The 13329-nt window shown below is 71.4% G+C and carries 9 protein-coding genes and 1 pseudogene; 2 read left to right on the forward strand and 8 right to left on the reverse strand.

The window, feature by feature from the left end; translation table 11 throughout:
* Nucleotides 1-166: 166 nt before the first annotated feature.
* Entirely contained in the window at nt 167-892 is a 726-nt protein-coding gene (locus tag ACFXPL_RS00350) for a helix-turn-helix transcriptional regulator (RefSeq protein WP_384910020.1), read from the forward strand.
* Between the two features lie 45 nt (nt 893-937).
* Here the strand turns inward: ACFXPL_RS00350 and ACFXPL_RS00355 are convergent, their stop codons facing one another.
* The 8 genes and pseudogenes from ACFXPL_RS00355 to ACFXPL_RS00390 form a co-directional block, all read right to left on the reverse strand.
* Nucleotides 938-1795 (reverse strand): ABC transporter permease, encoded by an 858-nt coding sequence (locus tag ACFXPL_RS00355; protein WP_384910022.1) that lies wholly within the window; start codon nt 1793-1795, stop codon nt 938-940.
* Nucleotides 1792-4422, reverse strand: coding sequence for an alpha/beta fold hydrolase (locus ACFXPL_RS00360; RefSeq protein ID WP_384910025.1), 2631 nt, complete (start codon nt 4420-4422; stop codon nt 1792-1794). Before ACFXPL_RS00360 ends, ACFXPL_RS00355 begins: the two co-directional genes overlap by 4 nt.
* A gap of 170 nt (nt 4423-4592) precedes the next feature.
* On the reverse strand, nt 4593-5315 hold the full coding sequence (gene dhaL / locus ACFXPL_RS00365; RefSeq protein ID WP_384910028.1) for a dihydroxyacetone kinase subunit DhaL: 723 nt from the start codon (nt 5313-5315) through the stop codon (nt 4593-4595).
* Nucleotides 5316-5367: 52 nt separating this feature from the next.
* Nucleotides 5368-6405, reverse strand: a complete 1038-nt coding sequence (locus tag ACFXPL_RS00370) for a dihydroxyacetone kinase subunit DhaK (protein WP_384910031.1) — start codon at nt 6403-6405, stop codon at nt 5368-5370.
* A gap of 115 nt (nt 6406-6520) precedes the next feature.
* The gene (gene asnB, locus ACFXPL_RS00375) at nt 6521-8368 is read right to left on the reverse strand and encodes an asparagine synthase (glutamine-hydrolyzing) (RefSeq protein ID WP_384910034.1); all 1848 of its coding nucleotides are present in this window, start codon (nt 8366-8368) and stop codon (nt 6521-6523) included.
* A 209-nt stretch (nt 8369-8577) separates the two neighbouring features.
* The gene (gene mmsA / locus ACFXPL_RS00380) at nt 8578-10077 is read right to left on the reverse strand and encodes a CoA-acylating methylmalonate-semialdehyde dehydrogenase (protein WP_384910037.1); all 1500 of its coding nucleotides are present in this window, start codon (nt 10075-10077) and stop codon (nt 8578-8580) included.
* A gap of 13 nt (nt 10078-10090) precedes the next feature.
* On the reverse strand, nt 10091-12025 hold the full coding sequence (iolD, locus tag ACFXPL_RS00385; protein ID WP_384910040.1) for a 3D-(3,5/4)-trihydroxycyclohexane-1,2-dione acylhydrolase (decyclizing): 1935 nt from the start codon (nt 12023-12025) through the stop codon (nt 10091-10093).
* A gap of 78 nt (nt 12026-12103) precedes the next feature.
* A pseudogene (locus ACFXPL_RS00390) lies at nt 12104-12217 on the reverse strand (5-deoxy-glucuronate isomerase); the annotation flags it as partial.
* Between the two features lie 109 nt (nt 12218-12326).
* Between ACFXPL_RS00390 and ACFXPL_RS00395 the strand changes: the two are divergent.
* Nucleotides 12327-13238, forward strand: coding sequence for a sugar phosphate isomerase/epimerase family protein (locus ACFXPL_RS00395; RefSeq protein ID WP_384910043.1), 912 nt, complete (start codon nt 12327-12329; stop codon nt 13236-13238).
* The last annotated feature ends 91 nt before the right edge of the window (nt 13239-13329 follow it).

Raw genomic sequence — 13329 nt, forward strand, 5'->3', positions numbered from 1 at the left:
TGAACCTCTGGCATGGATTCGCCACTCTCTGAACTGCACTTGTCACGGTGCGCAATGATGTGCGTACATGGAGTGGCGTACGGCTCCGAGGGGATGGCGGGGGTGGTCAGCCGTGTCGGATGTTTCTGGTTCTGTGCTCAACAGGTCGACGCTGTCGGTGGGTGCGATGCGGAAGGAATCCGACGACACGCCCTATCCGCCGGGCCGGCCGATCCGTGGTGTGCGGGAGGTGACGGCCACCCTCACCGCGCTGGTCAGTTCGGCCCGCCGTGAGCTGCTCATCTTCGACGACCCCGGGAGCTGTCTGGGCCAGTGCGTTCCGGAGCAGTTCCTCGAATTCGCGGGCGCCTGTGTCCGTGCGGCGGGTGAGCGGAGCTGGCCGGAGGCCGGTCCCGGTGCCCGGGGCCGGAGCCGTCGCCCGTCGGTCGGGGTCCGCCGGATCGTTCCCCGGCACGGGCTGGTGGGGCTGCCGTCCCCCCTGCCCCAGCAGCTCCCCGGCGAAGCGAGGCAGACGGACTCCATCCCGTTCACGATGATCCTGGTGGACCGCTCGGTCGCCGCGGTCCCCCTCGATCTCCAACTCCACTACCACGGACTGCTGCTGATCCGGGATCCGGTGGTCGTCCAGGCCCTCGTCCGTACGCACGAGATCTGGTGGGAGACGGGCGAGGAGCTGCCGACGGAGGCGCTGCCCACACCCGGTGGTCTGCCGGGGTCGTTACGTCCGGTGCTGGAGGCCCTGGTCGCCGGGATGACGGACGAGACGGCGGCGACGCGCCTCGGCATGTCGAGCCGGACGTACAGCCGTCGGGTGGGCGACCTGCTCGCCGCCCTCGGCACGACGAGCCGCTTCCGGGCGGGCGCGGAGGCGGCTCGAAGGGGGTGGATCTGAACGGCGGTTGCTACGACACCTCCGGCGCCTCCGGCACCCCGGCCCTTACGACACGATGTCCTTACGGGAGAAGGTCCGGAAGGCCAGCGCGAACAGCACCACGGCATAGGTGAAGGAGACGGCCGCGCCCTTCGCCATGCCGCCCCACTCCAACTGCGGCTGGATCGCGTCCGCCCAGGCGAACTGCCAGTGCGCCGGCAGGAACTCCCGCCAGGAACCGAGCGCGGTCACAGCGTCCAGCACATTGCCGACGATCGTCAGACCGACCGCGCCGCCGACCGCGCCCAGCGGGGCGTCGGTCTTGGTCGACAGCCAGAAGGCGAGCCCCGCCGTGACCAGTTGGGAGATGAAGATGAACGCGATGATCACGGCCAGCCTCGGGAGCGTGTCCGCCACGGAGAGCGAACCGCCCGTCGGCAGTTGGAGCGGGCCCCAGCCGTACGCCGCCGTCCCCGCCGCCAGCGCGACCAGCGGCAGCAGCACCATCGCCGCGGCGCTCATCCCGAGCGCGACGGTCAGCTTGCTCCACAGCAGGCGCGACCGTGGCACGGGCGCCGCGAGCAGATAGCGCAACGACGACCAGCTCGCCTCGGACGCCACCGTGTCCCCGTGGAACAGCGCGACCGGCACGACCAGCAGAAAACCCGCCGAGACGAAGAGACAGGTCGCCGCGAAGTTGGCGCCGGACGCGGTCGCGGTGTCCATCAGGGTCACCCGGCCGTCCCGCCCGCCGTCCGGAGTCCCCCCGATCGCGAAGGCCACGATCAGTACGAAGGGAAGGAGCCCCAGGACGAGACCCATGGCCAGCGTGCGCCGGCGCTTGAGCTGGCGCAGCGCCTCGACCCGCAGGGGCAGGGTGCGCCCGGCCCGGTAGCCGGGGGCCGTTTCGATCAGCGCGCTCATGCGGAGCCTCCGGAGATCAGGGTGAGGAACGCGTCCTCCAGGCGGCGGTGCGGTCCGACGCCCGTCAGAGGGACGTCCAGCCGGACCAACTCGGTGATCAGCGTGGTGGTGGACGCGCCGTCGAGTCGTACGAGCAGCCCCTCGTCCGTACGGACGGCCGAGTCGACGCCCGCCAGGGCGGAGATCTTGTCGACGACCGGTTCCGGGACCTGCTCGGCGGTGGTGACGAGCAGGCTGTCCCCCGCGCCGGTGATCTCGGCGACCGCTCCGGCCTGCACGAGCTGCCCCCGGTGCATGACCACGAGATGTGTGCAGGACTGTTCGACCTCGGAGAGGAGATGGCTGGAGACGATGACGGTCCTGCCGCCGGCCGCGTACCGGATCATCACGTCCCGCATCTCGCGGATCTGGGGCGGGTCGAGTCCGTTGGTCGGCTCGTCCAGGATCAGCAGATCCGGCATACCGAGCATGGCCTGGGCGATGGCGAGGCGCTGCCGCATGCCCTGCGAGTAGGTGCGTACGGCGCGGGCGAGCGCGTCCCCGAGCCCGGCGATCTCCAGGGCCTCCGCCATGTGGGAGTCCTCGGTGGGGCGGCCGGTGGCCCGCCAGTACAGCTCCAGGTTCTCGCGTCCCGACAGGTGCGGCAGGAAGCCCGCGCCCTCGACGAACGCGCCGACCCGGGAGAGCACCGGGGCGCCCGGCCGGATCGCGTGCCCGAAGACCCGGATCTCCCCGGCGTCCGGGGAGATCAGCCCCATCAGCATGCGCAGCGTGGTGGTCTTACCGGCGCCGTTCGGCCCGAGCAGACCGAGGACCTGGCCCTTCTCGACCGTGAAGGAGAGATCACGGACCGCGTACCGCTCGCTGGCATTGGCGTACCGCTTGGACAGATCGGTGATCCGGAGCGGCACCTCGGCGAGCGCGGGGTCCGGCTCCGGCGCGCTGGTGCGGCGGCGGGCCGTGAGCAGCAGCGCGCCCGCGATCAGTACGCCGATGACCGGGAGCCCCCAGGTCCACCACGGCAGGGCGGTGGACCCGGCGGTCAGCCCGGGAACGGTCGGCACGGTCAGCGGGCCGTCGACGGAGACTTTGTACGTGGCCGGGTCGGCCGGTGAGGCATAGCCGAGGTCGGTGGCGGCGACCACGACCCGCAGCCGGTGCCCGGGGACGATCTGGTGGTCCACGGCGGGCAGCTTCAGCTCCACCGTGCGGCCCTTGGCGGCATCCTCGACCCGTACGGGTGCGACGAGTTGCGAGGGCAGCACCTGGCTGGTGCCGTCGGGCCCCACGTCGTACACCTTGGCGAAGAGGACCGCATCGCCGCTGGAGGAGGTGACGGTGGCCTTGACGGTCGGCGCGCCGGTGATCCGCAGCGAGCGGTCGAGCGGCGCCGATTCGAAGCGGGCGTGCTGGCCGGGGAAGTCGAGGGCGAGTCCGACGCCGAACGAGGAGAGCTGGGAGAGCCCGGCCCCCAGTCCTGGCACGGAGGAGATGGCGGGCGGACTGCCGCCGGCCGGGTTGGTGAAGGTCTGCGCGTCACCGGTCAGCGGGACGGACGTGGTGTCGTTGGCCAGGCCCGGGTAGCGGTCGCCGGTCGCGCCGCGCAGGCTGACCTGGCCGTTGGCGGAGTCCACACCGCCGGTCCGGCTGACGCGGAAAGCGGGCCCGGTGTCCGCGCCCTTGTCGTCCTTGAGATAACGGTCGAACCAGGCGGAGACGCGGCCCTGGACCCGCTCGGCCTCCGGGTTGCCGCCGTCGTGTCCGCCGGCCATCCAGTCGACGTCGACGGGGGCGCCGTTCGCGCTGATCCGCTTCGCCATGGCGTCCGCGTGGCCGAGCGGGAAGAGGGAGTCGGTCTGGCCCTGCACGATCAGGGCGGGTACGTCGATCCGGTCACCGACGGCGGAGGGGCTGCGCTCCTCCAGCAGCTTGCGGGCGGCGTCGTCCGGCTTTCCGGCGACGGCGACCCGCTCGTACATCTCGCACAGCTCCTTCTCGAAGCTGGAGCAGCCGCCGCCGTTGGAGATGAAGATCCCGGCCCAGAGCTTCTTGAGGACGCCGTCGGGGAAGAGGGCGTCGGCGAGGTTCCAGTAGGTGATCTGCGGGGCGATCGCGTCGACGCGCCGGTCGTACCCGGCGGCGAGCAGCGAAATGGCCCCGCCGTACGAGGCTCCGGTCACGCCGACCCGGGGGTCCCCCTTCGCGTCGAGTTCGACCTCGGGGCGCTGGGCGAGCCAGTCGATCATCCGGGAGACGTCCTTGACCTCGTGGTCGGGGTCGTTGAGCCCGATCTCACCGGTGGACTTCCCGAAACCGCGGGCCGACCAGGTCAGCACCGCGTAACCGTCGCGTGCCAGCTTCTCGGCCTGGGCGCGTACGTCGTTCTTGCTGCCGCCGAAGCCGTGCCCGATGAGCACGGCTGGTCTGCGCCCGCTGCCCGCGGTGAAGTACGAGGTGTCGATCCGGGCGCCCGGCATGTCCAGCACCTGATCCTCGCGGTGCACGGCCGGGGCGTCGTCCGAGGCGACGGCGGTCCAGGTACCGGTTCCGACGAGCACGGCGGCGGCGGCCAGTCCCGCGAGCCAGCGGGCACGCAGCCGGGACCGGCGGGGGGTTCGGGTCTCCATCCTTGAACCCTAATCGGCGGCCGGGGCCGTCCAGGCTGCCGCCGGTCGGAACCGGAGACCTCCTCGGGTCGTACGCGGCGCCGCCGGCATACAGCGGACGCGGTACCGCACACCGCCGCGAACGCGGGCGGAACGGAACCGGAGGGGGCCGTCGGCGGCGCCGGGGGGGCTCAGGCGTCGGGGAGCTGGTCCAGGGCGGTCGGCTGGGCGGATGCCGAGGCGAAGAGCAGGGCCACGGCCAGGGCGCCCGGGTCCGGGACGCCGCGGGAGTGGTCGCCCGTGTAGCTGGCGCGGCCTCGGCGGGCGCGCAGGCCGCTGGTGGCGCGAGCGCCGCGGTGCGCTGCCACCGCCGCGCTGTGGAGGGCGCGTACGGGATCGCCGCCCGTGGGGTCCGCCAGCAGCGCCCGGGTGAGCGCCTCGGCCGCGGGGACCAGTGCGTCGACCATCGTCTTGTCCCCCACCTCCGCCTCGCCGACGCGCTGGACGGCCGCCGCTCCCGCCGCCGTGCCCGCCGCGAGTTCGGCGGTGCCGGGTGCCCCGTCGGCGGCGGCCACCGCGGCGGCCAGTTCCTGGAAGAGCAGGCCGAAGAGCGGGCCGCTGGTGCCGCCGACGTGGTCGAGGAAGACCCGCGCGGCGGTGGCGAGCGGCGCCGCCGGGGTGCGTGGCCCGCTCGTCGGCGCGGCGAGAGCGTCCCGTACACCGTTCATGCCGGAGACGAGGTTGGCGCCGAAGTCGCCGTCCCCGGCCCGCTGGTCCAGTTCCGTCAGCTCGCCCTCGACGGCCCTGGCGGCGGCGCCGAAGCGGTGGAGCCAGCCGTTGGTGTCCTCGTAGGTGAGGCCCTTGGGGGTGGGGGCGGAGGGGACGGTGGCGGGGGTCAGGTTCTGGGATGACATCGCGGAGAAGGCTCCTGCTTCTGTTCAGCGAAGGAAAGAGGAAGGGATGGGGTCAGCGCGGCCACGAGGCGGTTCTGGCCGGGGCGTCCCAGAGTCGTAGCGTCTCGTCGTCGGTCGCGAGCAGGGAGAGCGAGAAGCCCCGCATGTCCAGCGCGCTGACGAACGTGCCGGTCATCGAGCGGTCCAGGGTGACCCCCCGGCTCTTCAGCGCCCCGCCGAGCGCGTGTCTGATGCCGTACAACTCCAGCAAGGTGACCCCGCCGAGCCCGTTGACCAGGGCCAGTACGCGGCGGCGGCCGGGTGTTCCGTGGGGCAGCGCGGCCAGCAGCCGGTCGGTCATGGTGGCGACGAGTTCGGTGAGCGGCGGGTGCGGGGTACTCCCGCCGGCCCGTTCGCCGTGGATGCCGACGCCGAACTCCAGCACGTCCCGGGGCAGTTCGAAGGCGGGCGCCCCGGAACCGGGCGCGGTGTGCGCCGCGGTGGCGACGGCGAGGCTGCGCGTTCGTCCGGACAGGTCGGCGCCGAGGGCCGCCAGTTCGTCGAGTCCGCGGCTCTCGTCGGCGGCGGCGCCGAGGATCTTCTCGACGATCAGGGTGGCGCCGGTGCCGCGCCGTCCGACGGCGATGTCCGCGGAGTCGGTCGCGAGGTCGTCGTCCACGAGGACGCGGGCGCAGCGGATGTTCTCGTGGGCGAGGCGTTCGGCGGCGATGCCGAAGTTGATCCGGTCCCCCGTGTAGTTCTTGACGATGTGCAGAACGCCGTCGCTGCCCGCGACCGCGCGGCTGGCCTCGAAGATCTGCCGGTTGTGCGGGGAGGCGAAGATCTGCCCCGGGCAGACGGCGTCCAGCAGGCCGGCGCCGAGGAACCCCGCGTGCAGCGGTTCGTGGCCGGAGCCGCCGCCGGAGACCAGGCCGACGCGGCGGCCGATGGCGGCCGAGGCGGCCGTCGTGGGGGTCGGGGTGGCGGTGCGGCGGGTACGGAAGTAGCCGTGCTCGGGGTGGTGCTCGACCAGGTCGGCGTGGGCGGCGGCGAACCCCTTGAGCGCGTCGGGGACGAGGGACTCCGGGGAGTCCGCGAAGTATCGGGGCATGTGAGGTCCTGAGCTCTCTGGATTAGCCTGTATATCACCTTCACTATCGTTATCATCCTTTTTGACCCGCCATCGAGCGCCACAGGGACGGAGCGATAGCCACCCTGACGCCGGATCAGGTGAGCGTGATCTCCGGGTTGTAGAGGTCCAGCCAGAGCGCCAGGTCCAGCGTCCGTTCGAGCCCCCGCCGACTCGCCGTCGTGACCTGCGGCGTCTCCCGCTCCACGGTGCTCCGTACGCGCCCGATGTCCACCAGGTCGAAGACCCGGTGGGACGGATCGGCCAGCAGGTCCTTGGCCTGATCCTGGAGAGCTACGGCGTACTTGGGGTCCTGGGTGGTGGGGTACGGGCTCTTCTCCCGCTCGTACACCGACTTCGGCAGCACATCGGCGGTCGCCTCCCGCAGCAGGCTCTTCTCCCGCCCGTCGAAGGACTTCAGCGACCAGGGTGTGTTGTACACGTACTCGACGAGCCGGTGGTCGCAGAACGGCACCCTGACCTCCAGGCCGACCGCCATGCTCGCGCGGTCCTTGCGGTCCAGCAGGATCTGCACGAAGCGCGTCAGATGCAGATGGCAGATCTTCCGCATCCGGTACTCGAAGTCGCTCTCGCCGCTGCCACGTTCGATGCCGGCCACGGCCGTGGCGTAACTGTCCCGCGTGAACGCGGGCAGCCCGAGCGCCGCGTTGACCTCCGGGCGCAGCACCCCGGCGTCCTCCCCGAAGTGTTCCCCGAAGTGCACCAGCCACGGGAAGATGTCGGCCTTCCTGGCCTCCTCGTCGAAGAACTGGGGGTAGCCGCCGAAGACCTCGTCGGCCGACTCGCCGGAGAGCGCGACCGTCGAGTGCTCGCGGATCGCCTTGAAGAGGAGGTACAGGGAGGAGTCCATGTCGCCCAGGCCCATGGGCAGGTCCCTGGCCCTGATCATCCGGGCCCGTACGGCCGGGTCGGCCAGGGCGAGCGAGTCGAGGACGATGTCCTGGTGTTCCGTGCGCGCCTCGCGTACGACGTCGTGGACGAACGGCGCGTCGGGCGTGGCGCGGAACGCGTCGGCGACGAAGTTCTCCGTACGGCCGAGGAAGTCGACGGAGAAGCTGCGTACGGTCTCCCCGGTCTCACCGAGCTGACGTGCGGCGATGGCCGTCATGGCGGAGGAGTCGAGGCCGCCGGACAGAAGGGTGCAGCGCGGTACGTCGGCGACGAGCTGGCGGCGCACGATGTCGTCGAGGAGGGTCCGTACGCGCGCCACCGCCGTGCCGCGGTCGTCGGTGTGCGGGCGGGTCTCCAGGGACCAGTAGACGTGGCGGCGCAGCCCGCTCCCGTCCACGGTCACCAGGGTGCCGGGCTCGACCTCGTACATCCCGTCCCATACGGCGTGGCCGGGTGTTCTGACGAAGGCGAAGAGTTCGCGCAGTCCGTCGAGACCGACGCGGGCACGGGCGAGCGGGTGGGCGAGGATCGCCTTGGGCTCGGAGCCGAACAGCACGCCGTCGGGGGTGGGTGCGTAGTAGAAGGGCTTGATGCCCATGCGGTCACGGATCATGACCAGCTTCCGCTGCCGGCCGTCCCAGATCGCGAAGGCGTACATGCCGTTGAGGCGTTCGGCCACCGCCTCGCCCCACTCCAGATAGCCGTGCAGCACGACCTCGGTGTCGGAGTCGGTGGTGAACCGGTGGCCGCGGCCGGTCAGTTCCGCGCGCAGCTCGGTGAAGTTGTACGTCTCGCCCGAGTAGACGAGGGCGATCGTGCCCCGCGGTGTCGTCAGCGTCATCGGCTGGCGCCCGCCGGGCAGGTCGATGACGGCGAGCCGGCGGTGGCCGAGGGCGGCGGGCCCTTCGATCCAGGTGCCGCGGTCGTCGGGGCCCCGGCAGGACATCGTCTCCGTCATCGCGTCCAGCGTGTCGGACGCGCCGACGCCGCCGGGATCGCGGTCGAAGGAGACCCAGCCGGTAATGCCACACATGGGTGTGTCCTCCTGCTCCGCGCACCGTGAACAAACGACTGCGGCCCGTACGGCGAGGAACGCCGTACGGGCCGCAGTCATCCAACGAAGCCGTGCGCTGACGAGTTACGGCCAGTCGCTACGGATCCGTGCTGACGGATCCGCGGTCACGGGTCAGCGGTTACGGATCAGCGGTCACGGATCAGTGGTCACGGATCAGTGGTCACGGGTCAGTGGTTACGGGGGAAGCCCAGGTCCACGCCGGTCGGGGCGTCGGCCGGGTCCGGCCAGCGTGTCGTGACCACCTTGCCGCGCGTGTAGAAGTGCACGCCGTCGTTGCCGTAGATGTGGTGGTCACCGAAGAGCGAGTCCTTCCACCCTCCGAAGGAGTGGTATCCGACGGGCACCGGGATCGGCACGTTCACGCCGACCATGCCGGCCTCGATCTCCAACTGGAAGCGGCGGGCGGCGCCGCCGTCGCGGGTGAAGATGGCCGTGCCGTTGCCGAACGGCGAGCTGTTGATCAGCTCGACGCCCTCCTCGTACGTCTCCGTACGGAGCACGACGAGGACCGGGCCGAAGATCTCGTCGCGGTAGGCGTCCGAGTCGGTGGAGACCTTGTCCAGCAGGGACAGGCCGATCCAGTGCCCGTCCTCGTACCCCTCCACCGTGTGTCCCGTGCCGTCCAGGACGACTTCGGCGCCCTGGGCAGCGGCTCCCGTCACATAGCTCGCGACCTTGTCGCGGTGGGCCCTGGTGATGAGGGGGCCCATCTCGGAGGCCGGGTCGGTGCCGGGGCCGATGGTGATCTTCTCGGCGCGCTCGCGGATCTTGGCGACCAGTTCGTCCCCGATCGCGCCGACCGCGACGACCGCCGAGATCGCCATGCACCGTTCACCGGCCGAGCCGTACGCGGCGGAGACGGCCGCGTCCGCGGCGGCGTCGAGGTCGGCGTCGGGCAGGACCAGCATGTGGTTCTTGGCGCCGCCGAGCGCCTGGACGCGCTTGCCGTTGGCGGAGGCCGTGGTGTGGATGTAGCGGGCGATCGGGGTGGAGCCGACGAAGGAGACCGCCGCGACGTCAGGGTGCGCGAGCAGGGCGTCGACGGCGACCTTGTCGCCGTGCACGACGTTCAGCACGCCGTCGGGCAGCCCCGCCTCAGCTGCCAGCTCCGCCAGGAGTACGGCGGCCGACGGATCCTTCTCGCTGGGCTTGAGGACGAAGGTGTTCCCGCACGCGATCGCGAGCGGGAACATCCACATCGGCACCATCGCCGGGAAGTTGAAGGGGGTGATGCCGGCGACGACCCCGAGCGGCTGGCGGATGGAGGCGACATCGACCCGGCTGGAGACCTGGGTGGAGAGCTCGCCCTTGAGCTGAGTGGTGATTCCGCAGGCAAGCTCGACGATCTCCAGTCCGCGCGCCACCTCGCCGAGCGCGTCCGTGTGCACCTTGCCGTGCTCGGCGGTGATCAGTGCGGCGATGTCGTCGCGGTGGGCGTCGAGGAGCGCGCGGTAGCGGAAGAGGATCGACGTGCGCTGGGCGAGGGAGGAGGTTCCCCAGGTGGCGTACGCGGCCTTGGCCGCGGCGACCGCGGTGTCGACCTCCTCCGTGGAGGCGAGCGCGACCTGGGTGGTGACGGCGCCGGTCGCCGGGTCCGTGACGGGGCCCCAGTCGCCGGACGCGCCCTCGACGCTCTTACCACCGATCCAATGGCTGACGGTCTTCATGTGTTCCGCTCCTTCACAGATGGCGGCGGCGGGTCGCTGCGTGACGGTCGTACTCCTCGCGGGCCTCGACCGCGGCGATGCGGGTCGCGGTCTCGGCCACCGGAACATCCCACCATGCCTGGGCCGGGGGTACTCCCGACACTGTGTCTGCCGTTTCGGTCTCCACGTAGACACAGGTGGGGGCGTCGGCCGCGCGTGCCTCGGCCAGGGCTTCGCGCAGGTCACGAACGGTCCCTGCGCGGATCAGCCGCATCCCGAGGGAGGCCGCGTTGGCCGCGAGATCCACGGGGAGCGGTGCGCCGGTGTACGTGGCGTCGGCGGCCCGGAAGCGGTACGCGGTACCGAAGCGCTCGGCGCCGACGGTCTCGGAGAGGCCGCCGATGGAGGCGTAGCCGTGGTTCTGGAGGATCACGACCTTGATGGGCAGCCCTTCCTGGACCGCCGTGACCATTTCGGTGGGGCTCATCAGATAGGTGCCGTCGCCGACCATCGCCCAGACCGGCCGGCCGGGCGCGGCGAGCTGGACGCCGATGGCCGCGGGGATCTCGTATCCCATGCAGGAGTAGCCGTACTCGACGTGGTACTGGTCGCGCGAGCGGGCCCGCCACAGTTTGTGGAGATCGCCGGGGAGCGATCCCGCCGCGTTGATGACGATGTCCTCGTCGGTGACGAGGGCGTCGAGGGCCCCGAGGACCTGGGCCTGGGTGGGACGTCCGCCGTCCTCGCCGGTGGTGAACGTGGCCTCGACGCGCCGCTCCCAGCGCTTCTTGGCCCCGCTGTACTCGGTGGCGTAGGCCGGTTCGACCCGGTGGCCGGCCAGTTCCGCGGTGAGCTGCCGCACGGCGGTACGGGCATCGGCGACCAGCGGGTGGGCGGCGAGCTTGTGTGCGTCGAAGCCGGTGACGTTGAGGTTGAGGAAGCGGACGTCGGGATTCTGGAAGAGCGTGCCGGAGGCGGTGGAGAAGTCGGTCCAGCGGGTGCCGACACCGATCACCAGGTCGGCCGCCGCCGCCAGTTCGTCGGCGGTGGCCGTGCCGGTGTGACCGATTCCGCCGACGTCGCAGGGGTGGTCGTGGTGGAGCGAGCCCTTGCCCGCCTGGGTGGAGGAGACGGGGATGCCCGTCGCGTCGGCGAACTCGGCCAGCGCCTCTTCGGCCGCGCTGTGGTGGACACCGCCGCCCGCGACGAGCAGGGGGCGGCGGGCTTCCCGTACGAGCCGCACCGCGTCGGCGAGTTCGTCCGGGTCGGGCGGCCGGCGGCGCACCCGCCAGACACGCTCGGCGAAGAACTCCTCGGGCCAGTCGTACGCCTCCGCCTGCACGTCCTGGGGCAGCGCGAGGGTGACGGCGCCGGTCCCTGCCGGGTCGCTGAGCACCCGCATCGCGGCGAGCGCGGCGGGGATGAGCGCTTCGGGGCGGGTGATCCGGTCGAAGTAGACGGAGACGGGACGCAGGGCGTCGTTGACGGAGACGTCTCCGGCGGAGGGGACTTCGAGCTGCTGGAGAACGGGGTCGGCGGGGCGGGTGGCGAAGGTGTCACCGGGGAGCAGCAGCACGGGCAGGCGGTTGATGGTGGCGAGTGCCGCGCCGGTGACGAGGTTGGTGGCGCCGGGGCCGATGGAGGTGGTCACGGCGTGGGCGGAGAGGCGGTTGCTCTGGCGCGCGTATCCCACGGCCGCGTGGACCATGGACTGTTCGTTGCGTCCCTGCAAGTACCTCATGTCCGCGGAGGACTCGACAAGGGCCTGGCCGATGCCCGCCACGTTGCCGTGCCCGAAGATGCCCCAGGTGGCGCCGATCAGACGTCGTCTCCGGCCGTCCCGCTCGGTGTACTGCCGGGCCAGGAAAGCGATCAGCGCCTGGGCGACGGTGCGCCTGCGGGTCCGGACGGCGGTGCTCGGGCGCCCACGTGCGCGACCGCTGGTGCGGCCGGTCGTACGGCTGCTCATCGGGCGTCCTCCTGGGCTCCGCGCGGCGGCAGCCGGGCATCGGTCACAGTGAAGTCATACAGCGCGCGGTGGGGCCAGGCGACCGGAACGCGACCGGCCCACGACCGGCACCTCCGGCACGGGGCCGTGACGAGCGGGGAGCTTTCGCTCGCGCCTCGCTCCTGCCAAAGCGAGGCGGGCTCCCGCACCGGAGGGGGTCACAGCAAGGTCTAACGGCCCTCCAGGGCCATGTCAACGTTTTGTCTTTACATTCGGACCAAAGGCTTGACACTCTTTCCGTACGGGCTGAAAGCTGACCGGTATGACCTCCTCCGTACCCACGTTGAGCCGCATCCGAGTCGGGTCCGCCCCCGACTCCTGGGGGGTGTGGTTTCCCGACGACCCGCAGCAGGTGCCCTGGCGGCGATTTCTCGACGAGGTGACCGAAGCCGGCTATGAGTGGATCGAGCTGGGTCCGTACGGATACCTCCCGTCCGATCCCGACCGGCTGAGCGAGGAGACCGCGCGGCGCGGGCTCAAGGTCTCGGCAGGGACCGTCTTCACCGGGCTGCACCACGGCCCGGGGGTCTGGGAGAAGACCTGGGCGCATGTCGCCGACATCGCCGCGCTCACCCAGGCGATGGGCGCGGACCATCTCGTGGTCATCCCGTCGTTCTGGCGGGACGACAAGACCGGTGAGGTACTGGAGGACCGGACCCTCACGCCGCAGCAGTGGCGCGATCTGACGGCCCAGACCGAACGGCTCGGCCGCGAGGTCCGGGACCGCTACGGTCTGAAGATCGTCGTCCACCCGCACGCCGACACGCATGTCGACAGCGAGGAGAACGTGAGCCGATTCCTCGACGCGACCGACCCCGATCTGGTCTCGCTCTGTCTGGACACCGGGCACTACGCGTACTGCGGCGGCGACAGCGTCAAGCTGATCGAGACGTACGGCGAACGGATCGGCTATCTCCATCTCAAGCAGGTGGACCCGGAGATCCTCGCGGATGTCGTCGCGAACGAGGTGCCGTTCGGACCTGCTGTCGGACGCGGCGTGATGTGCGAGCCGCCGGCCGGGGTGCCCGCGCTGGAGCCGGTCCTGGCGGCGGCCCAGCGGCTGGACGTCGAGCTCTTCGCCATCGTCGAGCAGGACATGTACCCGTGCCCGCCCGACAAGCCGCTGCCGATCGCCACGCGTACCCGCCGGTTTCTCAGGAGCTGCGGCGCCTGACACGAGACGCGGCCGCCCGACCCGGCGCCCCCGGCACTCCCGGCACGGCCTGTCGGTCGCGCCGGGACGCCGTGGGTGGCGGGCCGCGTCC

It is taken from the genome of Streptomyces sp. NPDC059092 (genome assembly GCF_042756365.1).
Classification (GTDB): Bacteria; Actinomycetota; Actinomycetes; order Streptomycetales; family Streptomycetaceae; genus Streptomyces.